The organism is Streptomyces meridianus, from assembly GCF_023703325.1.
GTDB classification, from domain to species: domain Bacteria; phylum Actinomycetota; class Actinomycetes; order Streptomycetales; family Streptomycetaceae; genus Streptomyces; species Streptomyces meridianus.
The window spans coordinates 50,676-72,509 of the sequence record NZ_JAMQGM010000021.1; the positions used below are offsets into that span (position 1 = coordinate 50,676).

Sequence of the window (21,834 nt, forward strand, 5' to 3'; positions counted from 1 at the left end):
GCATCGAGCGGTCGCCCCCCATGGATCGGCAGCCGCGATGGCATTCAATCACTTACCGGCAGGCGTTGTACGACGCCTGGACTCCATTGTTCGTCGAGCCGGTGACACACTCGGTGCCGATGGCCGAGAACCAACCACCGCGATCCACCGGCACAGGCCCTTCCCCCCGGTCCGTCCTCGACCGGCTGGCGGCCGGGCCGAAACGGGCTACGCGCATCACCCATACGGAGCACCTGCCCCCACGTCCGGGGAGGCATGCCGACTGGCCGGCAGAGATCCGCCCCGAAGTGATCGCTGCCATCCGGGAGGCGGGCATCAGCCGGCCCTGGGAACACCAGGCGCGTACCGCCCAGCACGCTCTGCGGGGAGAGTCCGTGGTCGTGGCGACCGGAACGGCCTCCGGGAAGTCTCTCGCCTATCTCGCTCCTGTCCTCAGCACCCTGCTCGACGGGGCCGAGGCCCCGAACGGCCGCGGCTGCACGGCGCTGTACCTCGCTCCCACCAAGGCGCTTGCCGCCGATCAGCGGCGGGCCGTGGCCGAACTCGCAGACCCGCTCGGGACCGCGATCCGGCCCGCCGTGTACGACGGCGACACCCCCGTCGAGGAGCGCGAATGGGTGCGGCAGTACGCCAACCACGTACTCACGAACCCCGACATGCTGCACCGGGGCATCCTCCCGGCGCATGCCCGGTGGTCATCCTTCCTACGCGCCCTGCGCTATGTCGTCGTCGACGAGTGCCACAGTTATCGCGGTGTCTTCGGCTCCCACGTCGCCCAGGTGCTGCGCCGTCTGCGCCGGGTCTGCGCACGCTACGGCTCGGCACCGGTGTTCCTGCTGGCCTCGGCCACTGCGGCGGATCCGGCCGTGGCCGCCTCCCGGCTCACCGGACTCCCGGTCGCGCAGATCACCGAGGACGCCTCCCCGCGAGGCGAGCTCGTCTTCGCTCTCTGGGAGCCGCCACTCACCGAGCTGCACGGCGAACAGGGCGCACCCGTCCGGCGGACCGCCACCGCAGAGACCGCGGACCTGCTCACCGACCTGGCCGTACAGGGCGTGCGGACCGTCGCGTTCGTCCGGTCCCGGCGGGGCGCGGAGCTGATCGCGCTGGTCGCCCAGGAACGGCTCGCCGCGGTCGACGCGTCGTTGCCCGGGCGTGTCGCCGCGTATCGGGGCGGTTATCTGCCGGGTGAGCGCCGCGAGCTGGAACGGGCCCTGCACACGGGCGAACTACTGGGCCTGGCCACCACCACCGCGCTGGAACTCGGTGTGGACGTCTCCGGACTCGACGCCGTCCTGCTGTCCGGATATCCGGGCACCCGTGCTTCCCTGTGGCAGCAGGCCGGCCGAGCGGGGCGAGCCGGGCAGGGCGCCCTGGCCGTACTCGTCGCCCGCGACGACCCCCTGGACACGTATCTCGTGCACCACCCGGAGGCCCTCTTCCACCGACCGGTGGAATCCACGGTGCTCGACCCCGACAACCCGTACGTCCTCGCCCCCCATCTGTGCGCTGCCGCCGCCGAGCTTCCGCTGACCCATGCGGACCTGGAGATGTTCGGCCCCGAGGCACCCGGGCTGGTGCCACAGCTGGAGCAGCGGGGGCTGCTCCGCCGGCGGGCCAGGGCGTGGCACTGGACGCGGCGGGAACGAGCAGCGGATCTCGCCGACATCCGCGGGCAGGGTGGGGCCCCGGTGCAGGTCGTGGAGGTGGCCAGCGGGATGCTGCTCGGCACCGTGGACGCGGCTTCCGCCCACACCACCGTCCACGAGGGGGCCGTCCATCTTCACCGCGGCCGCACCTATCTCGTGCGCCACCTTGACCTGGACGAGTCCGTGGCGCTGGTGGAACCGGCAGACCCGCCATACTCGACGACAGCACGCGACACCACCGCGATCTCCGTACTCGAAACCACCACGGAGGTCCCCTGGGGTGCGTCCCGCCTGTGTTTCGGATCCGTGGAGGTCACCAATCAGGTCGTCTCCTTCCTTCGCCGGAAGCTGATCACCGGGGAGGTGCTCGGCGAGACGAAGCTCGACCTGCCGCCTCGAACGCTCCGCACCCGGGCTGTGTGGTGGACCGTCACCGAGGATCAGCTCGATGAGGCCCGTGTCCATCCGGAACAGCTGGGCGGGGCCCTGCACGCAGCCGAGCACGCGTCCATTGGGATCCTGCCGCTGTTCGCCACCTGCGACCGGTGGGACATCGGCGGTGTTTCGGTGCCCCTGCATCCCGACACCCTGCTTCCCACGGTCTTCGTCTACGACGGTCACCCCGGGGGTGCCGGCTTCGCCGAACGGGCCTTCCACACCGCCCACGACTGGCTCGACGCCACCCGCCAGGCCATCGCCTCCTGCGATTGCGAGTCGGGGTGCCCGTCCTGCATCCAGTCCCCGAAGTGCGGCAACGGCAACGACCCCCTGCACAAGGGCGCAGCAGTCCGGCTTCTCACCACCCTGCTCACCGGGGCGCCTCGCGGCTGACCGGCTGTTCGCGGCGAAACGTACCGGCGCGCGGAGCTGACAGGCCGCTGCCCGCCGGGCCCGCTCGCGCGCGGACCTGCGCCGCGTACGGCCCCCACGTCGCCTCGGCGGTGACATCGGCGATTTCGCCGCTCACCGTGCACTCGACGAGTCGGACCGCCTGAGCACGTGCCACCCTTCCGGCTTCGCGACAGGCGACCGCCGCTCCCTGGACCGCGTGATCCGCTGCAGCCAGAGCTGCGAGGTCTGCCGCTCCGCCGGCACGGTGACGGGAGAGCACGGCCTGGCCCATGCCCAGCACCGCGGCGAACACCACGCACAGTCCCGCAGCCAGTGCGGCCGTCCACACCGTCGCCGAGCCGCGGTCCCCGTGGCGGTTCATTCCTGCGCTCCTCTCGCCACCTCACCCGGTTCGTACCCCGGCGCCTCGGGCAGTTCCTCGGACCGTGCGACCGCCTCGGCCCGCAACCGCACCGCCAACGGGCCCGGTCCGGTGGCCGGAGCCTCCACCCGGACGCGGACCAGGTCCCCCTCCCGGGACAGCGTGACCTCCGCCCCGGACGGGGCTGCCGAACGGGCTGCCGCCAGAGAGACCGACTGCGGTTCCTGCCTGGCGGCCGCCCGGGCACCCGCCCGGGCGGCGTCCACGCACTTGATCTGCGCCGAGGCGGCCACCAGCCCCCAGATCAGGGCCATGGCGAACACGGCGAGCGCCGGAAGGACGACCGCTGCCTCCGCCGTCGCCTGACCGCGGTCAGAACTTCGCATCGAGCGCCTTGGTGATCAGCGCCTCGAGCGCTCCCGCGACGCTTCCACTCGTCACGACCTTGTAGAGCAGAGCCGCGAACCCGCAGGCCGCAAGGGTTCCGACCGCGTACTCGGCGGTCGTCATCCCGGCCTCGGCCCGTGCAGCGAGCACCGCGTGCAGGCTCCGGAACCGCTCACGCATCCGCATTCCCGTCACTCCGAACATGCTCATCCCCTCGGTCCCTCCGTCGTCGATCCGCATGCAGCACCACGGTGGTGCCGATGCCCTGCTCGTCTGTGTCCCGTCACCCCCCGTCCATCAGCCCGTCGGCCAACCCGATCAGCACCGGCGCGACGCCGATCAGCAGAAATGCGGGCAGGAAGCACAGCCCCAGCGGAGCCGTCGCCAGAACCCCGGCCCGGCGAGCCCTGGAGACGGAGTCCCGCGCCTGCCGCGTCCGCCGGTCCGCGGCGAGCCGGGCCATCGGCCCTGCTGCGGGCGCACCGGTGGTGTGGGCGCGCTCGAGGCACCGGGCCGGCCCACTCGCACCCGGCAGCCGGGCCAGCCGGGACCAGGCCGCAACGGGCTCCTGGCCCATCCGCAGCTCCGCTGCCACCTGGCGGAGCCGCTCCCCGATGGGACCGCCCAGCGAAGCGCCCACCGCCTCGGCCGCCTCCTGCGGCCCGGCTCCGGCCTCGAGACAAGCCGCCAGCAAATCGCAGGCCAACGGAAGTTGCTGTTCCACGTCCTGCGTGCGATCGCTGTCGGCGGCCGTGGAAGCCGAGCTGCGCCACCGCCGGACGCCCACGGCGGCGCAGAGTCCGACGACGCACCCCGCCGCTCCACCGAGGAACACGAACACCGACAACCCCACGCCCGCCGCGAGCAGCCGGTCCCGGACCGATCGCGTCCGCGCGCCGGCCGGCAGCGTGGGACAGCCGCGGCGCGACGGTCGCCCGGGCCGGCCGCCGACCAGCAGTTCCGCACGTCGGCGTTCCGCTCGCTCCCGGAACGCGCCGCCGAGCGCGGACACCAGGCATCCCATGAGCAGAGCTGCCACCAGTCCCGGCCCCGGGCTGTGAACGACCGCGCCGCTCATCCCGGTCCCCGTCCCGCGGCCGACCGGGCGATGCGGGCGGTCCACCACAGGCCCGCTGCTTCCAGAACCCCGCCGATCGCGAGGCAGGCCAGGCCCTCGGGTGTGTGCAACAGGAACCACAGGGGCCTGGCACCCATCGCCGCGCCCATGGCCATCCCGAAGAGCGGCAGTACGGCGAGCATCACGGACGTGGACCGGGTTCCCGCCAACTGCGCCAACAATTCCTCTTGTTGGTCCCGTTCGGCTCCCAGAGCTCCTGCCACCCGCTCAAGTCCTGCCGCCAGCCCGGCGCCCCGGTCCGCCGCAACCTGCCAGCACGCGGCCACACCGGACAGCCCCTCGGCGCCCGGCCGCTGCGCCGCCTCGCGCAGGGCCACGGGGACGTCACCGCCGAAGCGCGCCGCCGCCATCACCGGAGCACCCACAACCCCGGCGCCGCCCGCGAGCGCCGCCCGGAGCGCCTCGTCCGGCTGCCGGCCGGCCCGCAGTTCTCCCGCCACCGTGCCGCAGAGGTCGATCACCTCGGCCGACGTCCCGGCAGCAGTCCGTCGCTCGCGGCGCCGCCGCAATGCCAGCCGCACCAGGGGGATGCCCAGCGGAACGGCCAGCAGCGGCAGTGCGGATTGCCCCGCAACGGCCATGGCCAGTCCGGCCGGCAGACACAGCCACTCCTTCCCGGCACGCCTCCCGATGCCGGACGACCACCGGCTCTGCAGAGCTCTGAAACCGGTGCGAGGTGACCCGGGACGGACACCGTCCCGGGTCAGAACGGCCCATGCTCTGCGCGCCGCAACCTCGCCGCCCGTCAACAGCAGGACCGCCGCCCCGACACAGGCGACTGCGGAGTGAACCGGCGTCCATCCCTGGAACGGATCTGCCGCGGCGCTCACGACCCGCCTCGCCGACCTGCAGGCCCGGCAGATGTCTCGGCCGCCACCGTGACTGCCGGCCGCACGGCGGAACCCGACGCCGCCAGCATGCGTCCAAGCTGTTCCCAGCCACGCGCCCGCCGGAAGCCGTCGGCGGACCGGACCACTGCCGGAACGGTACAGACCAGACCGGCGTCGCTCCGTTCGAGCACATGGATCTCGGCGACCCTGCGCGCCCCGGAACGGTCTCTCACCAGGTGGACGACCAAGGAGAGAGCGGCAGCCAACTGGCTGTGCAACGCGGCCCGGTCGAGACCCGCGGTGGATGCCAGCGCCTCGAGCCGCGCGGGAACATGCGCCGCCGCGTTGGCATGCACGGTTCCGCACCCGCCTTCGTGTCCGGTGTTGAGCGCGGCGAGCAGATCCGTGACCTCTTCGCCGCGCACCTCGCCGACCACCAGCCGGTCCGGCCTCATCCGGAGCCCCTGACGGACGAGGTCCCGCAGAGTGACCCTGCCGGTGCCCTCCTGGTTCGGCGGACGCGCCTCGAGCCGAACCACGTGCGGATGATCGGGCCGCAACTCGGCGGAGTCCTCCGCCAGAACGATCCGCTCCCCGGCACCGACCAGCCCGAGCATGCTGCTCAGGAGTGTCGTCTTCCCGGTCCCGGTACCTCCGCTGATCAGGAACGACAACCGGGCATCCATGATCGCTGCCATGAGTTCCGCTCCACCGGGCGGCAGAGTGCCGACCACCACGAGTTCGTCCAGCCGGAACGCCTTCGGCCGCACGACCCGCAGCGACAGGCAGGCCGATCCGACCGCCACCGGAGGCAGGACGGCATGCAGCCGCGTGCCGTCGGGGAGCCGAGCGTCCACCCACGGGCGGGCGTCGTCGAGTCGGCGCCCGGCGACGCCCGCCAGACGCTGCGCCAGGCGTCGGACTGCTGCGGCATCGGGGAAGACCACGTCCGTCCGCTCGAGGCCGGTCCCCCGGTCCACCCACACCTGGTCGGGAGCACTCACCAGCACGTCGGTGACCTCCGGGTCGGCAAGAAGCCGCTCCAGCGGCCCGCTGCCCACCAGTTCGGACCTCAGGGCCGTGACCACCCCGAGCATCTCGGTGTCCCCGAGGAGCCTGCCTTGCTCCCGCAGAACTGCGGCGACCCGAGCAGGGGTCGGCTCGGCCCCGGTTTCCGCCAGCCTCAACCGCACCGCTTCCAGCAGCGATTCGGTGGCAGTGCCGTGCCCCGTCACGAGGCCACCCCCTCGCCCCGGGAGAGAGTCCGCTCCCAGAACTCGGCGCAGAACCGGGCCAGCGGACCTCGTTCGCTGCCGCCCGGCGGGGTGTTACCAACGGGACGCCCGGTCAGCGCAGCGTCCGACGGCAGGGCTCCCGCCAGCGGCAGTCCCATCAGGCGCGCGATCTCCGTATCACGCAGCCCGGCCGTACAGGGCCCCCGGACGACGGCACGCAGGTCCCTCAGGACCAGCGCCAGTGTGGAGGCGACGCGCTGGGCTGCGGCCACTGCACGCAGCTCTCCGGGAACGACCAACAGTCCGACGTCCAACTGCAGCAGAGCCTCTGTGACGGTGGCATCGTTTCGCCGGGGAAGATCGACGACCACAACACCGCCCCGGCGGCGAGCGGCCGCCAGGACCGAGCGCATCGCCTCCGGCGGAATCGACGTCACGTCCCCCCGGTCCCAGCTCAGGAGGCGCATCTCGTGCAGTTCCGGCAGCGACTCCTCCAGCGCGCCGCCCCCGACCCGTCCGCGGGAATCCGCGAACGCCGGCCATCTGAGCCCGGCCGCCGACTCGCCGCCCAGGAGTACGTCCAGACCGCCGCCGAGCGGGTCGGCGTCGATGAGCATCGTGCGTTCGCCGGAGCGTGCAGCGGCCAGGGCGAGCGCGCAGGCCAGCGTGCTGGCGCCGGCCCCTCCGGTTCCGCCGATCACTCCGACCGTCAGAGCCTGCCGGCCCACGCCTTCCGCGACATCGGCGATCCGGTCTACGAGCCAGGTCTCGGCGTCGGGCAGGAAGAGAACGTTGTCCGCACCCATACCGACGGCTCGCTGCCAGATGCCGTGGTCGTCGAGATCCCGGCCGACCAGCAGCACACCGCGGCGGCGCCGGAGGGCTCCCTGCAGGCGGGCGGCGACATCGTCACCGACCAGGACGAGCGGCGCCCCGTCCCAGCTCGCCCGGCCCGGTGCACCGTAGGCGACCTCGGGTTCCGTGCCCGCGGCGGCACTGAGCCGCAGCAAGTCGTCCAGCAGGACGTCGTCCTCAGTGATGATCAGAGGCCCGGGCTGCCGCGCCTGTTCCGGCACGTGATCCGACGTGATGACTCCCGTCACGATCCACTTCCCTTCTCGACACTCGTTCTCGCATCCGCGAACATCGCGGGCAATCACCGTGCAGCGATCCGGAAAGTCGTGTGGATCTTGATCTGAAACTGTGGACAACTCGTGGGTTGTGAATATCTCGGTCACCCATAGCGGCGACATTCGCAACGAAACCTTGCGATTACGGAGAGTGATGTCCACTCTTGTATGCACGGACATCTGCACGGAACTCAGCAAGAGAAGGGGGACTTGAACGCACCCGGGAAAACGCGTCCGGACATGCGACGACCCCCGCCGGGGGGGAGAGCGGGGGTCGTCCCCACGGCCGACTCGGGGGGGAGGAGCCGGACCGGGTTAGCACGGTCGCGAACGATCCGTGACTTCCATGGTGTACCCGAGAGCCTTCTCAGGCAAACCCACACGCCCCAGCTTACGCCGAATGGTGGGCGCCTATGCTCAACCCCGTGGAAAACCACTCCTTGCCGCGCACAGCCGCCTTCTTCGATCTCGACAAGACAGTGATTGCGAAGTCGAGCGCTCTCACCTTCAGCAAGTCCTTCTACCGAGGCGGCCTGATCAACCGCCGAGCCGTACTCCGCAGCGCCTATGTGCAGTTCATCTTCCTCGCGGGCGGAGCCGACCACGAGCAGATCGAGCGAATGCGCGCGTACCTCTCCGCACTGTGCCGGGGCTGGAACGTCCAGCAGGTGCGGGAGATAGTGGCGGAGGCGCTGCACGACCTGATCGACCCCCTCATCTACGACGAGGCCGCCTCCCTCATCGAGGAACACCACCTGGCCGGCCGCGACGTGGTGATCGTCAGCACCTCCGGCGCAGAGGTGGTCGAGCCGATCGGCGAACTCCTGGGTGCCGACCGCGTCGTCGCCACGCGCATGGTGGTGGAGAACGGCCACTTCACAGGGGAGATCGAGTACTACGCCTACGGTCAGACCAAGGCCGACGCCGTCGTCGCCCTGGCCGAGTCGGAGGGCTACGACCTCTCGCGCTGCTACGCCTACAGCGACTCGGCCACCGACATTCCGATGCTGGAGACAGTCGGACACCCGCACGCGGTGAACCCGAGCCGGGCGCTGCGCAGGGAAGCCGCCAAACGCCAGTGGCCCGTCCTGTCCTTCGACCGCCCCGTGCAGTTGAAGAAGCGCGTGGCGTCCCTGCGGATACCGACCTGGGCCGACAGGCCGGGCGTGCCTTCGGGAACTGCGCTGATCGCGGCAGCGGCGGCGGGGGCGGTGGCTGCAGCCGGGCTCGTCTGGTACGCCAACCGGCGGCGTTCCGTCCTGGCCCGCCTCTGACGGACGGCACAGAAGCGGAACCGAAGACTTCCGCTTGTCCGGCCCCAGGAGTAGAAATGAATTGACGGCCCGCGAGACCAGGGACATCCGTGAGGACGCCCCCGACGCACCAAGGCCCCACGGACCGTGCACGAACACCGGGCACCCACGCGACGCCGACCCGTCGAATACGGGCCTGCCGCACCAGGGACGGCAAAGTACCGACCTGATCGGCAACTCCTGTGCACGCCTGGTAACCCGGTGAACGTGCCAGCGGCGGTACCGCGAGCCGGTACCGCCGCACTTCTGTCCGACGGTCCCGGAAACCGCGAACCGTCACGAACCGCCCGCTCTAAGCAGCGCCGCGCTGCAGGGCCTCACATACCGCCGTCGTCTCCCGGACACCGAGTTCGACCGCCCGCCCGCAGTGCGCGATCCACCGCGCGACGCCCTCGGGGGTCGCCGAGACGTAACCCTGCAGGGCGGCGGCGTAGTCGGCCTTGCCGAGTTCTGCGTGACCCACTTCGGCCGGGCAGATCGACTTGGGGTCGAGTCCGCTGCCCACGAGCACGATCCGCTCGGCGGCCCGGGCGACGAGGCCGTTGTACGAACCGAACGGCCTGAGCGCAAGCAGTTCTCCGTGCACCACGGCAGCGGTGACCAGTGCCGGCGCACTGCTCTCCGCCGACAGCAGGTCGGCCAGACCCTCGAGCCGTCCCGCCACCTCCTCCGCCCCCGGCACCGGACCGAGCGCCGAGGCGATCTCGGGCAGTGGCTCGTCAGCCGGCTCGGCGCCGAGCCTGGGGCGTCCGACCGTCGCGTCCGCTCCGGCACCGCCGGCCGCCACCAGATGGAACCGGGCCAGCACCCGCAACGGCGACTGCCGCCAGACGCTGAGCAGTTGGCCGGCCTCGGCGGTCAGCCGCAGCGCGGCCCCCACGGTCCGTGGTTCGCCCTCCACACCGAAATCACTGCGCCTGCGGACCTCTTCGAGGGACCAGTCCGCCCCCGCCAGCGCCGCGGTCCCTCGCGCACCGCGCAGCGCCGCCTCGGAGGTGACCTCTGCGCTGCGGCGGCGCATCACACGGTGACCGTAGGCACGGTCCACGGCCTTGCGTACGGAGTCCACGGCGTCCGCGACGCCGGGCAGCTCGCTCAGAGCGGCCAGCGGATCGGCTTTCATACCCATGAGTACGACCCTACGCACTCCCCGGCCCCCACCCCTCGTTGGAGTGGTCTTCTTCACGCGAACACTCACCCGGAGTGGCCGAACGCTACTCTTGGTGAACATGAAGATCGCTTTCGTCGGCAAGGGCGGCAGCGGCAAGACCACGCTGTCCTCGCTCTTCATCCGCCATCTCGCCGCAGCCGCTGTCCCTGTGATCGCGGTGGACGCGGACATCAACCAGCACCTGGGCCCCGCCCTGGGCCTCGATGAGCAGGAGGCTGCCGGGCTGCCCACGCTCGGGGCGAACCTGCCCCTGATCAAGGAGTACCTGCGCGGCACGAACCCGCGGATCGAGTCCGCCGAGGACATGATCAAGACCACTCCGCCCGGCACGGGTTCCCGTCTGCTGCGCGTGGTGGAGAACAACCCCGTCTACGCCGCCTGCGCGCGTCCGGTGCACCTCGAGACCGGCGTACCGGTCCCGCTCATGGTCACCGGCCCGTTCACGGAGTCGGACCTCGGCGTCGCCTGTTACCACTCGAAGGTCGGCGCCGTCGAACTCTGCCTCAACCACCTTGTCGACGGTCGGCACGAATACGTCGTCGTCGACATGACCGCCGGTTCCGACTCCTTCGCCTCAGGCATGTTCACCCGCTTCGACATGACGTTCCTGGTCGCGGAGCCGACGCGCAAGGGCATCGCCGTGTACCGCCAGTACAAGGATTACGCCCGCGACTTCGACGTCGAACTGCGCGTCGTGGGGAACAAGGTGCACAACGCCGACGACCTCGCGTACCTGCGCAGCGAGATCGGGGACGATCTGCTCGTGACCGTCGGCCAGTCCGACTGGGTCCGGTCGGCGGAGAAGGGCCGCGTCCAGCGTTTCGCTTCGCTCGAGGGGCCCAACCGGGCTGCCCTGCGCAGACTTCACGACGCAGCGGACGCCTCGTACGAGCGGCGCGACTGGGCCCGCTACACACGCCAGATGGTGGAGTTCCACTGCAAGAACGCGGAGAGTTGGGGGAACGCGCGGACCGGGATCGACCTGGCCCGGCAGATCGACCCCGGCTTCGTGCTGCACGAGGGTTCGGCTATCCCGCAGACCGTCTGACGGAAGCCCCGGAGGGAGGCGCAGAGGAAGTCGCGGACGAGGCGCCGTTCATGAGCGCCGTCCAGCCATCCTTGGGCGATTCACCCACGCCCAACGTGCGCAGTCCGGTCAGCACTTCGGGGTCCTGGGCATCGAGCCAGTCGGTCAACTGCTTGAAGGTCACGCAGTGCACGCCCTCCCTGGGGCATACGGTCTTGATGGTGTCCTCGACCGCGCGCATGTACGTTCCGCCGTTCCACGACTCGAAGTGGTTGCCGATGAACAGCGGTGCCCGGTTCCCGTTGTAGGCGCGGTCGAACGCGGCCAGCAGACCGTCGCGCATCTGACGCCCCCAGGCCTCGTGCCGGGAGGGGTCGCCCTGTGTGGTCCCGGACTGGTTGGCCAGGAAGTTGTAGTCCATCGACAGCGTCTCGAACGCCCTGCCCGGGACCGGGATCTGCTGCAGCGGGAAGTCCCAGATCCCGTCGATCCTGTCCGGCCAGACCTGGAGGCCGCCGGAGGAACTGGCGTCGTAGCGGAACCCCATGGCCTTGGCGGCGGGGATCAGGTTCCGCTGGCCCTCCAGGCACGGGGCCCGGCCGCCGACCAACTCCTTGCTGTAGTCGAACGGCAGGGGCGGTTCCGCCTCCAGTCCGGCGTTCGTCTTCCAGCTCTTCACGAACGCTTCGGCCTGCTCGATCTCGTCCACCCAGTCCTCCGTCGACCAGGTGCCGACCCCCCGGTCGGGGCCGCAGAAGTGGCCGTTGAAGTGGGTGCCGATCTCGTTGCCCTCCTGCCAGGCCCCGCGAATCTGCTCGAGAGTGGCCCTGATGCCCTCGACATCGTTGAAACCGATGTCGGAGGCGCCGGGAGCGTGCAGCGGCGGGTGATAGAGGTCGCGCTTGTCCGCGGGCAACATGTACACGCCGCTGAGGAAGTAGGTCATCCTCGCGTCGTACTTGCGGCCCACCTCACGGAAGTGCGAGAAGAGCCTCTGTCCGTCCTCCCCGGCTCCGTCCCAGGAGAACACGACGAACTGGGGCGGCCGTTGGCCCGGTTGCATCCGCTTGACCGCCGGCTGGTTCGGCTGCGCTCCGGTGAATGCGGTCGAGCCGTCACCGATGAGTCTCACCGGTGCGGCCGCTCCACCCTTCTGACGTGGTGCCGAATCCTTCTGACCGGCACCGGACTTCGTGGCCGTTCCGGTCGAACAACCGGCGACACCGATCAGAACCGCCGCCGCAACGACGGGCACCGTCGCTCTCAACGAGGCTGCCATCAGCCCACCTCCCGATTCTCGCCGCGCAGGGACGGCGCTCGCAGGCGTGCCGTCAACGTCGCACGAGACCGGGTTCAGATAAGTACGACAAGCTGTTAAATATTGATATTCACTCATTTGCCACAAGAGCAAGAGGAATGCGGCGCCGAACACACTTCACACCTTTACCTTGCATTACGATTCATTTGCCGAGACTTGAGATTCTTCGGCCCACCCGGAGCCTCCCGAGCCCCACAAAGGGCCTTGCCGTACCCGCCGCAGAACCCGAGCCCACGACCGCCGCCGCGCGGCCGCGCCGACCGGAAGACGGGAACCATGACCGCCCCCACCACCCCGCCCGGCAAGAACCCCGAGGTCCGGCAACACCGGCACCTGCGACTCCCCGCACGGTCCGCCGACCTGACCGCGTCCGTCACGGTCTTCCTCATCGCGCTGCCGCTGTCGCTCGGCATCGCCCTGGCCACGGGTGCCCCGCTCCAGGCGGGCCTGGTCGCCGCCGCCGTCGGCGGAATCGTCGTCGGCCTGCTGGGCGGCGCCCCGCTCCAGGTCAGCGGGCCGGCCGCGGGGCTGACGGTGATCACGGCAGACTTGATCAACCAGTACGGCTGGCGTACGACCTGCGCGCTCGTGGTGGCCGCGGGAGTCGTTCAACTCGCACTGGGCTTTCTACGGGTGGCCCGCTCGGCACTGGCCGTCAGCCCCGCGATCGTCCACGGCATGCTGTCCGGCATCGGGATCACAATCGCACTCGCACAACTCCACATCGTGCTCGGTGGCAGGCCCGAGAGCTCTGCGACCGCCAACGCCCTGGCGCTACCGGGGCAGTTGGCAGACCCGGACCTCGCCGCAGTGTCCGTCGGCCTGCTGACCGTGGGCGTCCTGCTGCTCTGGCCCCAGCTGTCCAGGGGCCGGCTGCCGCGCCTCCGGAAGGCTCCCGCGGCACTCGTCGCCGTCGTCGTCGCAGCCGGGGTCGCCGTACTCACGGGGCTGGAGCTACCCCGGGTCGACCTGCCGTCCTGGCGCAGCCACGCCCTCCCCGAAGCTCCTGACGGACCCGTCCTGGGCCTGATCGCGGCCGTGCTCACGGTCACGCTGGTGGCGGGGGTGGAGTCGCTGCTGTCCGCCGTCGCGGTCGACAAACTCGCCGCCGCCCGGCCGGGGGCCTCCGAGATCCCGGTGCCCCGCGCCGACCTCGACCGGGAACTGCGCGGCCAGGGTGCGGGCAACATCGTCTCCGGCCTGCTGGGCGGGCTCCCGGTGACCGGGGTGGCGGTGCGCAGCACGGCGAACGTTGCGGCAGGCGCCGTGAGCCGCGCCTCGACCGTCATGCACGGGGTCTGGATGATCCTTGCCGCGGGGTTGCTGATCGGGGCCCTGGAGCTGATCCCCCTTGCCGTGCTCGCCGCCCTGGTGATGGCGGTGGGCATCCAGATGGTCAACATCCGTCACGTGCGGAACGTGGTGCGCCATCGCGAGGCCCCGGTGTACGCCGCCACGGTCGCCGGCGTCGTCCTGTTCGGGGTGCTGGAAGGCGTCGGCATCGGGATCCTCGTCGCCGTGGCGGTAGCCCTGCACCGGCTGGCACACACCCGCATCGGTGTGGAGCAGAGCGAGGACGACGCGTACCGGGTGCGGGTCCACGGCCAGCTGACGTTCCTCGCGGTGCCACGACTCAGCAGGGCGCTGGCACAGGTCCCGGAAGGGGCCCACGTGCTCGTCGAACTGCACGGATGGTTCATCGACCACGCTGCCCACGAGACCCTGCAGCACTGGAGCAGCACCCATACCCGGCTCGGGGGAACGGTGTCGCTGTCGGGCAACGAGGATCTCCGGGAGCTCGTCCGTTCCTGACCTGGGAGCCCGCGATTGGCCGGGCGCCGGCACCCCGGACCGTCCGGACCGCGTACAGGTCTATACCAATACTCCCCTTCGGCTCTTGTCAGGGTGTGCCATGTGCTGATGAGCTATGGCCTGGGACACAACGGACACCCTGGGAATGGGAGATGTCGTGAGCAACGAAAGCCTCGCCAACCTGCTCAAAGAGGAGCGGCGGTTCGAACCGCCCGCCGATCTGGCTGCAAACGCGAACGTCACCGCTGAAGCGTACGAGGTGGCCAAGGCGGATCGGCTGGGCTTCTGGGCCGAGCAGGCCCGCAGGCTGACCTGGGACACGGAACCGGCCGAGACTCTCGACTGGAGCAACCCTCCCTTCGCCAAGTGGTTCGCGGACGGAAAGCTCAACGTCGCGTACAACTGCGTGGACCGGCACGTCGAGAACGGTCTCGGCGACCGGGTCGCCCTCCACTTCGAGGGGGAGCCCGGCGACACCCGCAGCATCACGTACGCGGAACTGCAGCGTGAGGTCTCCCAGGCCGCCAACGCACTGACCGAGCTGGGCGTGCAGGCCGGCGACCGGGTCGCGATCTACCTGCCGATGATCCCCGAGGCCGTCGTGTCGATGCTGGCGTGCGCGCGCATCGGCGCACCGCACTCGCTGGTGTTCGGCGGCTTCTCCGCCGATGCTCTCGCCACCCGGATCCAGGACGCCGACGCCCGAGTCGTCATCACCGCCGACGGCGGCTACCGGCGTGGCAAGCCCTCGGCGCTCAAGCCGGCCGTCGACGAGGCCCTGACCAGGCCCGGCACCGAGAACGTCCGCAGCGTCCTCGTCGTCCGCCGGACCGGGGAGGACACGGCCTGGACCAACGGACGCGACGTGTGGTGGCACGAGCTGGTCGGCGCTCAGCCGGAGCAGCACACCCCCGAGGCATTCGACGCCGAGCACCCGCTCTTCATCCTCTACACCTCGGGCACCACCGGGAAGCCGAAGGGCATCCTGCACACCTCGGGCGGCTACCTCACCCAGGTCTCGTACACCCACCACGCGGTCTTCGACCTCAAGCCGGAGTCGGACGTCTACTGGTGCACGGCCGATGTCGGCTGGGTGACCGGCCACTCGTACATCGTCTACGGCCCTCTGTCGAACGGTGCGACCCAGGTGCTCTACGAGGGCACCCCGGACACGCCCCACCAGGGCCGCTGGTGGGAGATCGTCCAGAAATACGGGGTGACGCTCCTGTACACCGCCCCGACCGCGATCCGCGCCTGCATGAAGTGGGGCGACGACATCCCGGCCAAGTTCGACCTCTCCTCGCTGCGCGTCCTCGGCTCGGTCGGTGAACCGATCAATCCGGAGGCCTGGATCTGGTACCGGAAGCACATCGGCGGGGACCGTACCCCCGTCGTCGACACCTGGTGGCAGACCGAGACCGGCGGCATCATGATCACCCCCCTGCCGGGCGTCACCGCGACCAAGCCGGGATCGGCACAGATTCCCCTGCCGGGCATCGCCGCGACAGTCGTCGACGACGATGCGAACGAGGTCCCGAACGGCGCCGGCGGCTACCTGGTCCTCACCGAGCCGTGGCCGTCGATGCTCCGCACCATCTGGGGCGACGACCAGCGCTACATCGACACCTACTGGTCGCGCTTCCAGAACCGGTACTTCGCGGGCGACGGCGCCAAGAAGGACACGGACGGCGACATCTGGCTGCTCGGCCGGGTCGACGACGTCATGCTGGTCTCGGGGCACAACATCTCGACGACCGAGGTGGAATCGGCCCTGGTCTCGCACCCGAAGGTCGCCGAGGCCGCCGTGGTCGGGGCCACCGACCCGCAGACCACCCAGGCCATCTGTGCCTTCGTGATCCTGCGGGGCAGCGCTGCTGCGGAGGCCTCGGGCGAGGCGGAGAGCGCCGCGCTGGTCGAGGAGCTGCGAGCCCACGTCGCCCAGGCACTCGGCCCGATCGCCAAGCCCAAGCGGATCCTGCCGGTGGCGGAGCTGCCCAAGACCCGTTCGGGCAAGATCATGCGCCGGCTCCTCCGCGACGTCGCGGAGAACCGCACGCTCGGCGACGTCACGACGCTCACCGACTCCTCGGTCATGGAACTCATCCAGGCCAAGCTGCCCGGCGCCTCGAGCGAGGACTGAGCCGCCGGCTCCTACCAGCGAGGGGGCGCCCACCGCCCGGCCGCCGGACGGTGGGCGTCCCCATGGGGTTCCGGATAGGCTGGGTCCGGGTCGCGGTCAATCGCGGCGAGACAGGGCGCGCCGGGAAGTCTGGTCGGCACACAGGACACGTGCATCCAAAACCAGCAGGAGGCCCCTTCGTGACCTCGCCCCGCCGCTCTTCCGTCTTCCTCGGACGGCTCTCGCTTCCGGAGCGGAACTTCGTAGCCGACGCCCTGCGGACCGAGACCGTCGGCGGTGTTCTGCTACTGCTGGCGGCCGTTACCGCCCTCGTTTTCGCCAACACGCCGCTCAGCGGCTTCTACGAGGACGTCAGCACGTTCCGCTTCGGTCCCGGGGCCCTGCACCTGAACCTGTCGGTCGCGTCGTGGGCCACCGACGGGCTGTTGACGATCTTCTTCTTCGTGGCGGGCATCGAGCTCAAGCGCGAACTGGTCGCCGGCGAACTGCGCAACCCCAAGGCAGCGGCCCTGCCGGTGATCGCTGCGGTCTGCGGCATGGCCGTGCCCGCGCTGCTGTCCGTCGCCGTCAACGCGGCCGGAGGCGGCGACCAGAGCGGATGGGCGGTTCCGACCGCCACCGACATCGCGTTCGCCCTGGCCGTGCTGGCCGTGATCGGGACCTCGCTGCCGGCGTCGCTGCGCGCTTTCCTGCTGACCCTGGCCGTCGTCGACGACCTGGGCGCGATCCTGATCATCGCGGTGTTCTTCACGTCACAGATCCACTTCGCCGCTCTGGGCCTGTCGATCGCCGGCCTCGTCCTCTTCTGGTTCCTCCACCGCAAGGGCGTGCACGGCTGGTACGTCTACGTCCCGCTCGGACTGGTGATCTGGGCCCTGATGCACGCGAGCGGCGTGCACGCCACGGTCGCCGGGGTCGCCATGGGGCTGCTCCTGCGCTGCACCCGCCGCGACGGCGAGGACCGCTCACCGGGCGAGCGGATCGAGCATCTCGTCCGTCCCCTGTCCGCGGGCGTGGCCGTGCCGCTGTTCGCCCTCTTCGCAGCCGGCGTGTCGGTGTCCGGCGGCGCCGTCGCCACGGTCTTCACCCGGCCCGAGCCCCTCGGGGTGGTCGTCGGACTCGTGGTGGGCAAGATGGTGGGCGTATTCGGCGGATCCTGGCTCGCCGCCCGGTTCACCAGAGCCGAGCTCAACAAGGAACTCGCCTGGGCCGATGTGTTCGCCGTCGCCACCCTGGCCGGCATCGGGTTCACGGTCTCCCTGCTCATCACCGAGCTGGCCTTCCCCGGGAAACCCGCACTGGTGGAAGAGGACAAGGCCGCTGTCCTGATCGCCTCGCTGCTGGCCGCCGTACTGGCCTGCATCCTGCTCAAACGCCGCGACAACATCTACCGGCGTCTGTGGGAGGAGGAGAACCGGGACGAGGACGAGGACGGCATCCCCGACATCTACGAGGAGGACGACCCCGAGTACCACTTGCGCATGGCCGCCCGTCTCGAGGCGAAGGCGGCCGAACACCGGAGGATCGCCGAGGCGGCCGCGGACGGAAGCGGAAAAGGCCGCAGTCCGGCATCATCTGGAGGGCAACCGACTGGTGAGTAGTCCGGCCGAGAGAGACGAGGGATGACTCCGATGAGCACAGTCGAGCAGGACGGCAGCCGCAGCCTGGGCCAGTTGGTCGCCTCCGCGACCTCCGAACTGTCCGCACTCGTCCACGACGAGATCGCGCTGGCAAAGGCAGAACTCCGGCAGGACGTGAAGCGTGCCGGCATCGGAGGCGGCGCCATCACGGCCGCGGGGATCCTGGCGCTCTTCGCGCTGCCGGTGCTGAGCTTCGCCGCCGCGTACGGCATCCACAACCTGGGACTGGGGCTGGCGTGGTCCTTCCTGATCGTGGGCGGTGCGTATCTCCTGCTGGCGGCCCTCCTCGGTCTGATCGCGGTCGCCAAGTTCAAGAAGGTCAAGCCGCCGGAGAAGAGCATCGCCTCGGCGAGGGAGACAGCCGCGGTCCTGCAGGGTGTCAAGCCGCACCCGCGTCTCGCCGCGAGCGCGGACACCCGCGCGCTGAACGGCGATACGCGCGCCATCACGGCAGCCCGCCGCTGAACAGCGCACACATGCCCGGCCCGCCACCCGACGAGGTGCGGGTGCGGGTGCGCTGGGGCCCCCGATGGCGAACGAAGCAGCGCGACATGTGACAGGCTCTGGCGTATGACGGTCCCCGACACCTCCGGATCGGTCGTACGAGTCGACGGGCCCTGGATGCACCGGGACGTCGCCGCGAACGGCGCCCGCTTCCACATCGCCGAGGCCGGCGACGGCCCCCTGGTCCTGCTGTTGCACGGCTTCCCGCAGTTCTGGTGGGCCTGGCGGCACCAGCTGACGGCGCTCGCCGACGCGGGTTTCCGCGCCGTTGCCATGGATCTGAGAGGCGTCGGCGGCAGCGACCGCACCCCGCGCGGTTACGACCCGGCCAACCTCGCCCTCGACGTGACCGGTGTGATCCGTTCGCTGGGCGAGCCCGACGCTGCTGTGGTCGGACACGATCTGGGCGGCTATCTGGCCTGGACAGCGGCCGTGATGCGCCCGAAGCTGGTGCGCCGTCTCGCGGTCGCCTCGATGCCGCATCCGCGGCGCTGGCGCTCGGCGATGGTCGGCGATGTCCGGCAGAGCGCGGCCGGCAGCCACATCTGGGGTTTTCAGCGGCCGTGGGTGCCGGAGCGTCAACTGGTGGTGGACCAGGCTGCGATGGTGGGCCGGATGCTGCGCGACTGGTCGGGCCCCCAGCCTCCGTCGAGCGACGTAGTGGACGTGTACCGCCGCGCCATGACCATTCCGTCGACCGCGCACTGCTCGATCGAACCGTACCGCTGGATGGTGCGTTCGCTGGCGCGGCCGGACGGCTTGCAGTTCAACCGGCGCATGAAGCGGGCCGTCCGGGTACCGACGCTGCATCTGCACGGCTCGCTCGATCCCGTGATGCGCACCCGCAGCGCGGCGGGGTCGGGGGAGTACGTCGAGGCCCCGTACCGCTGGCGGCTGTTCGACGGACTGGGGCACTTTCCCCACGAGGAGGACCCGGTGGCCTTCTCGTCGGAGCTCATCAACTGGCTGAAGGATCCCGAACCCGACCGGTGATCCGGTGCACCTCATCGGCCTACAGCCCGACAAGCCGCCAATTGCCCGCTGCATAGGCCGATTGGCCGTATCCGCAGCGGTTATCAACCCCTTTCACGGGGCAAACCTCCGGGTATGGGTTGGACGCACGACGACCGTGAGAAGGCCGGGGGCACTTCGCTCGCCCCCCGCGAAGACACCGCACGGCCACGCCGCAGCACCGGCGGGCGCAGCACCGGAGCCCAGTCCGCGGCCGGCCGCGACGGGCTCAACGGGATCGATCCGAGACTCGGCATCCCCCTGATCCTGCGTCGCCGGGCCCGCTGGGTGTCCGCGCGGCTGCGTCACCCCCGGGGCTGACGGGCACCGGCCCCCGGGCCGGGCGCCCCCGCCGTTGTCACCGGTGGTCCCGCCTGCCTCACCGCCTCCTCACAGGGCACAGCCCTCGCTGTCCACCGGACGGTCGGCGGCACGTCCCTTGACGACGTCGTCCCACACCTCGTCCGCGGTCAGCGCGTAGCCGGTGTTGGAGTCGTCGAGGGACTTGGCGAAGACCACCCCGTACACCTTGCCGTCCGGGGTGAGCAGTGGCCCGCCGGAGTTTCCCTGCCGGACCGTGGCGTAGAGGGAGTAGACGTCGCGGCGGACCGTGCCCTGGCGGTAGATGTCCGGCCCGCTGGCTTCGATTCGGCCCCGGATCCGGGCCGACCGCACGTCGAAGGCCCCGTTCTCCGGGAAGCCGGCGACGATCGCACCGGCGCCGGTGCGGGCGTCAGTGCCGGTGAAGCGGAGCGCTGGAGCGTCGAGTGAGGGGACGTCGAGCACGGCGATGTCGCGCTGCCAGTCGTAAAGCACGACAGTGGCGTCGTGGAGCCGGCCCTTGCCGCCCACCTGCACGGTGGGTTCGTCGACGCCGCCCACCACGTGCGCGTTCGTCATGACCCGGTTTCGGTCGAAGACGAATCCGGAGCCTTCGAGGACCTTGCCACAACTCGGCGCGGTTCCCATGACCTTGACGATGCTGGCCTGTGCACGCTTGGCAACGGGGCTGCGGGCCAGTTTCGGGTCCGGTGCTGGCACGTCGGTGATGGGCTCGTTCGCGAAGGGCGCGAAGACCTGGGGGAAACCGTTCTGGGCGAGGGCCGAGGTGAAGTCCGTGAACCAGGTGTTGGCGTTCGCCGGGAGGACCTGTGAAACCCCCAGCAGGATGCGGGAGTTGCGGACCTCCTTGCCCAGGGTCGGGATGGACGTTCCGGCGAGTGCCGAACCGATCAGCCAGGCGACGAGCAGCATCGCGGCGACATTCACCAGGGCGCCCCCGCTGGCGTCCAGCGCCCGGGCCGGGGACCATGTGATGTACCGGCGCAGCTTGTTGCCGAGGTGCGTGGTCATGGCCTGCCCCACCGAGGCGCAGACGATCACGATGACCACGGCTCCGACCGCTGCGAAGTATCCGGGGGGAGCGTCACCGGTGATCCGGTCCCACAGCACGGGCAGGAGTTGGACGGCGACGAGACCGCCGCCGAGGAAGCCTGTCACCGACAGGATGCCGACGACGAACCCCTGGCGATAGCCGATGACCGCGAACCACGCAGCCGCAACGAGCAGCACAATGTCCAGCAGATTCACCGGGACACCGTCTCACGCGCGCCAGTCGAGCGGGACGCGCCTGCTGCGGTCCCAGGGCTGCTCCCAGCCCGAGAAGTGCAGAATGCGGTCGATCACACCCGCGGTGAACCCCCACACCAGAGCGTCCCGGACGAGGAACGCGGGCCCCGTGTAGCCGCTCGGGTGAAGGCTCGTCGCCCGGTTCTCCGGGTCCGTCAGCTCCGCGACGGGCACCGTGAACACCCGGGCGGTCTCGGCGGGATCCACCGGTGCGACCGCGCTCGGGGAGTGCCACCAGCCGAGAACCGGTGTGACGACGAACTCGCTGACCGGGATGTAGAGGCGCGGCAGGACTCCGAAAATCTGCACGCCGGCCGGATCGAGACCCGTCTCCTCCTCCGCCTCGCGCAGTGCGGCCCGCAGGGGGCCGTCGTCCGTCGGATCGCCGTCCTCCGGGTCCAGCGCTCCGCCCGGGAAGGACGGCTGACCGGCGTGTGAGCGCAGGCTTCCCGATCGCTCGGTGAGCAGCAGCTCCGGCTCGCCCGTACCGTCACCGCTTTCCTCGCCGCCCTCACCGAAGAGGACCAGGACTGCTGCGGCCCGGCCTCCGCGTTCCGGCGGCAGGAACCGGCTGATCTGCTGAGGTTCGACATCCCTGGCCACCCGGGCCACAGGACCCAGCCACTGCGGGATGCCGTGCTCGCTGACGGCGACGCGTCTCGGGTGCACCTCGCGTGCACGTGTCAT

The 21,834-nt window shown here is 70.5% G+C and carries 19 protein-coding genes and 1 pseudogene; 9 read left to right on the top strand and 11 right to left on the bottom strand.

Annotated features, from left to right (window positions below; all coding sequences use genetic code 11):
* Window positions 1-119 precede the first annotated feature (119 nt).
* Entirely contained in the window at window positions 120-2,480 is a 2,361-nt protein-coding gene (sftH, locus tag M1E25_RS10085) for a DEAD/DEAH box helicase (protein ID WP_251412890.1), read from the top strand.
* On the opposite strand, the gene M1E25_RS10090 is transcribed toward sftH, so the two are convergent.
* From M1E25_RS10090 to ssd, 7 genes are all read right to left on the bottom strand, one after another.
* Window positions 2,458-2,862 (bottom strand): Rv3654c family TadE-like protein, encoded by a 405-nt coding sequence (locus M1E25_RS10090; RefSeq protein WP_251412892.1) that lies wholly within the window; start codon window positions 2,860-2,862, stop codon window positions 2,458-2,460. The two genes, sftH and M1E25_RS10090, sit on opposite strands and share 23 nt — an antisense overlap.
* Window positions 2,859-3,248, bottom strand: coding sequence for a TadE family type IV pilus minor pilin (locus M1E25_RS10095; protein WP_251412894.1), 390 nt, complete (start codon window positions 3,246-3,248; stop codon window positions 2,859-2,861). The genes M1E25_RS10090 and M1E25_RS10095 overlap by 4 nt, the downstream gene beginning before the upstream one ends.
* The gene (locus tag M1E25_RS10100; protein WP_251413103.1) at window positions 3,235-3,435 is read right to left on the bottom strand and encodes a DUF4244 domain-containing protein; all 201 of its coding nucleotides are present in this window, start codon (window positions 3,433-3,435) and stop codon (window positions 3,235-3,237) included. The genes M1E25_RS10095 and M1E25_RS10100 overlap by 14 nt, the downstream gene beginning before the upstream one ends.
* A gap of 97 nt (window positions 3,436-3,532) precedes the next feature.
* Window positions 3,533-4,327: a type II secretion system F family protein gene (locus M1E25_RS10105; protein WP_251412896.1), complete on the bottom strand. Its 795-nt coding sequence runs from the start codon at window positions 4,325-4,327 to the stop codon at window positions 3,533-3,535.
* The gene (locus M1E25_RS10110) at window positions 4,324-4,968 is read right to left on the bottom strand and encodes a type II secretion system F family protein (protein WP_308290406.1); all 645 of its coding nucleotides are present in this window, start codon (window positions 4,966-4,968) and stop codon (window positions 4,324-4,326) included. The genes M1E25_RS10105 and M1E25_RS10110 overlap by 4 nt, the downstream gene beginning before the upstream one ends.
* Window positions 4,969-5,213: 245 nt before the next feature.
* Window positions 5,214-6,452, bottom strand: a complete 1,239-nt coding sequence (locus M1E25_RS10115) for a TadA family conjugal transfer-associated ATPase (RefSeq protein WP_251412901.1) — start codon at window positions 6,450-6,452, stop codon at window positions 5,214-5,216.
* Window positions 6,449-7,555, bottom strand: coding sequence for a septum site-determining protein Ssd (gene ssd, locus M1E25_RS10120; RefSeq protein WP_251412904.1), 1,107 nt, complete (start codon window positions 7,553-7,555; stop codon window positions 6,449-6,451). The genes M1E25_RS10115 and ssd overlap by 4 nt, the downstream gene beginning before the upstream one ends.
* Before the next feature lie 440 nt (window positions 7,556-7,995).
* Between ssd and M1E25_RS10125 the strand changes: the two genes are divergently transcribed.
* Window positions 7,996-8,856, top strand: coding sequence for an HAD family hydrolase (locus M1E25_RS10125; RefSeq protein WP_251412907.1), 861 nt, complete (start codon window positions 7,996-7,998; stop codon window positions 8,854-8,856).
* A 331-nt stretch (window positions 8,857-9,187) separates the two neighbouring features.
* Here the strand turns inward: M1E25_RS10125 and M1E25_RS10130 are convergent, their stop codons facing one another.
* The gene (locus M1E25_RS10130) at window positions 9,188-10,024 is read right to left on the bottom strand and encodes a Fic family protein (RefSeq protein WP_251412910.1); all 837 of its coding nucleotides are present in this window, start codon (window positions 10,022-10,024) and stop codon (window positions 9,188-9,190) included.
* A gap of 100 nt (window positions 10,025-10,124) precedes the next feature.
* Here M1E25_RS10130 and M1E25_RS10135 point away from each other — a divergent pair, with 100 nt between their 5' ends.
* The gene (locus tag M1E25_RS10135) at window positions 10,125-11,114 is read left to right on the top strand and encodes an ATP-binding protein (protein ID WP_251412913.1); all 990 of its coding nucleotides are present in this window, start codon (window positions 10,125-10,127) and stop codon (window positions 11,112-11,114) included.
* Here M1E25_RS10135 and M1E25_RS10140 read toward each other — a convergent pair.
* The gene (locus tag M1E25_RS10140; protein WP_251413106.1) at window positions 11,095-12,375 is read right to left on the bottom strand and encodes a polysaccharide deacetylase family protein; all 1,281 of its coding nucleotides are present in this window, start codon (window positions 12,373-12,375) and stop codon (window positions 11,095-11,097) included. The two genes, M1E25_RS10135 and M1E25_RS10140, sit on opposite strands and share 20 nt — an antisense overlap.
* A gap of 312 nt (window positions 12,376-12,687) precedes the next feature.
* Here M1E25_RS10140 and M1E25_RS10145 point away from each other — a divergent pair.
* From M1E25_RS10145 to M1E25_RS10170, 6 genes and pseudogenes are all read left to right on the top strand, one after another.
* Window positions 12,688-14,199, top strand: a pseudogene (locus M1E25_RS10145) (SulP family inorganic anion transporter); the annotation flags it as partial.
* Between the two features lie 181 nt (window positions 14,200-14,380).
* Window positions 14,381-16,363 (top strand): acetate--CoA ligase, encoded by a 1,983-nt coding sequence (gene acs, locus M1E25_RS10150; protein WP_251412919.1) that lies wholly within the window; start codon window positions 14,381-14,383, stop codon window positions 16,361-16,363.
* A 179-nt stretch (window positions 16,364-16,542) separates the two neighbouring features.
* Window positions 16,543-17,964 carry a Na+/H+ antiporter NhaA gene (gene nhaA / locus M1E25_RS10155; protein ID WP_251412922.1) on the top strand — a complete coding sequence of 474 codons (1,422 nt, stop codon included), beginning with the start codon at window positions 16,543-16,545 and terminating at the stop codon, window positions 17,962-17,964.
* 30 nt (window positions 17,965-17,994) lie between these two features.
* Complete coding sequence (locus tag M1E25_RS10160) at window positions 17,995-18,468, top strand: phage holin family protein (RefSeq protein ID WP_251412925.1); 474 nt, start codon at window positions 17,995-17,997, stop codon at window positions 18,466-18,468.
* A 105-nt stretch (window positions 18,469-18,573) separates the two neighbouring features.
* Window positions 18,574-19,500 (top strand): alpha/beta fold hydrolase, encoded by a 927-nt coding sequence (locus M1E25_RS10165; protein ID WP_251412927.1) that lies wholly within the window; start codon window positions 18,574-18,576, stop codon window positions 19,498-19,500.
* Window positions 19,501-19,614: 114 nt separating this feature from the next.
* The gene (locus tag M1E25_RS10170; protein WP_251412930.1) at window positions 19,615-19,839 is read left to right on the top strand and encodes a hypothetical protein; all 225 of its coding nucleotides are present in this window, start codon (window positions 19,615-19,617) and stop codon (window positions 19,837-19,839) included.
* Between the two features lie 69 nt (window positions 19,840-19,908).
* Here M1E25_RS10170 and M1E25_RS10175 read toward each other — a convergent pair whose 3' ends face one another.
* Both M1E25_RS10175 and M1E25_RS10180 read right to left on the bottom strand, forming a co-directional pair.
* Entirely contained in the window at window positions 19,909-21,108 is a 1,200-nt protein-coding gene (locus M1E25_RS10175; RefSeq protein WP_251412932.1) for a MarP family serine protease, read from the bottom strand.
* A 12-nt stretch (window positions 21,109-21,120) separates the two neighbouring features.
* Window positions 21,121-21,834, bottom strand: coding sequence for an NUDIX hydrolase (locus M1E25_RS10180; RefSeq protein ID WP_251412935.1), 714 nt, complete (start codon window positions 21,832-21,834; stop codon window positions 21,121-21,123).

Bases quoted from the DNA above. Each gene is read 5' to 3' on its own strand.
- sftH (WP_251412890.1), top strand. From the start codon at position 120: ATGGCCGAGAACCAACCACCGCGATCCACCGGCACAGGCCCTTCCCCC.
- M1E25_RS10090 (WP_251412892.1), bottom strand. From the start codon at position 2,862: ATGAACCGCCACGGGGACCGCGGCTCGGCGACGGTGTGGACGGCCGCA.
- M1E25_RS10095 (WP_251412894.1), bottom strand. From the start codon at position 3,248: ATGCGAAGTTCTGACCGCGGTCAGGCGACGGCGGAGGCAGCGGTCGTC.
- M1E25_RS10100 (WP_251413103.1), bottom strand. From the start codon at position 3,435: ATGCGGATGCGTGAGCGGTTCCGGAGCCTGCACGCGGTGCTCGCTGCA.
- M1E25_RS10105 (WP_251412896.1), bottom strand. From the start codon at position 4,327: ATGAGCGGCGCGGTCGTTCACAGCCCGGGGCCGGGACTGGTGGCAGCT.
- M1E25_RS10110 (WP_308290406.1), bottom strand. From the start codon at position 4,968: ATGGCCGTTGCGGGGCAATCCGCACTGCCGCTGCTGGCCGTTCCGCTG.
- M1E25_RS10125 (WP_251412907.1), top strand. From the start codon at position 7,996: ATGCTCAACCCCGTGGAAAACCACTCCTTGCCGCGCACAGCCGCCTTC.
- M1E25_RS10130 (WP_251412910.1), bottom strand. From the start codon at position 10,024: ATGGGTATGAAAGCCGATCCGCTGGCCGCTCTGAGCGAGCTGCCCGGC.
- M1E25_RS10135 (WP_251412913.1), top strand. From the start codon at position 10,125: ATGAAGATCGCTTTCGTCGGCAAGGGCGGCAGCGGCAAGACCACGCTG.
- M1E25_RS10160 (WP_251412925.1), top strand. From the start codon at position 17,995: ATGAGCACAGTCGAGCAGGACGGCAGCCGCAGCCTGGGCCAGTTGGTC.
- M1E25_RS10165 (WP_251412927.1), top strand. From the start codon at position 18,574: ATGACGGTCCCCGACACCTCCGGATCGGTCGTACGAGTCGACGGGCCC.
- M1E25_RS10170 (WP_251412930.1), top strand. From the start codon at position 19,615: ATGGGTTGGACGCACGACGACCGTGAGAAGGCCGGGGGCACTTCGCTC.
- M1E25_RS10180 (WP_251412935.1), bottom strand. From the start codon at position 21,834: ATGACACGTGCACGCGAGGTGCACCCGAGACGCGTCGCCGTCAGCGAG.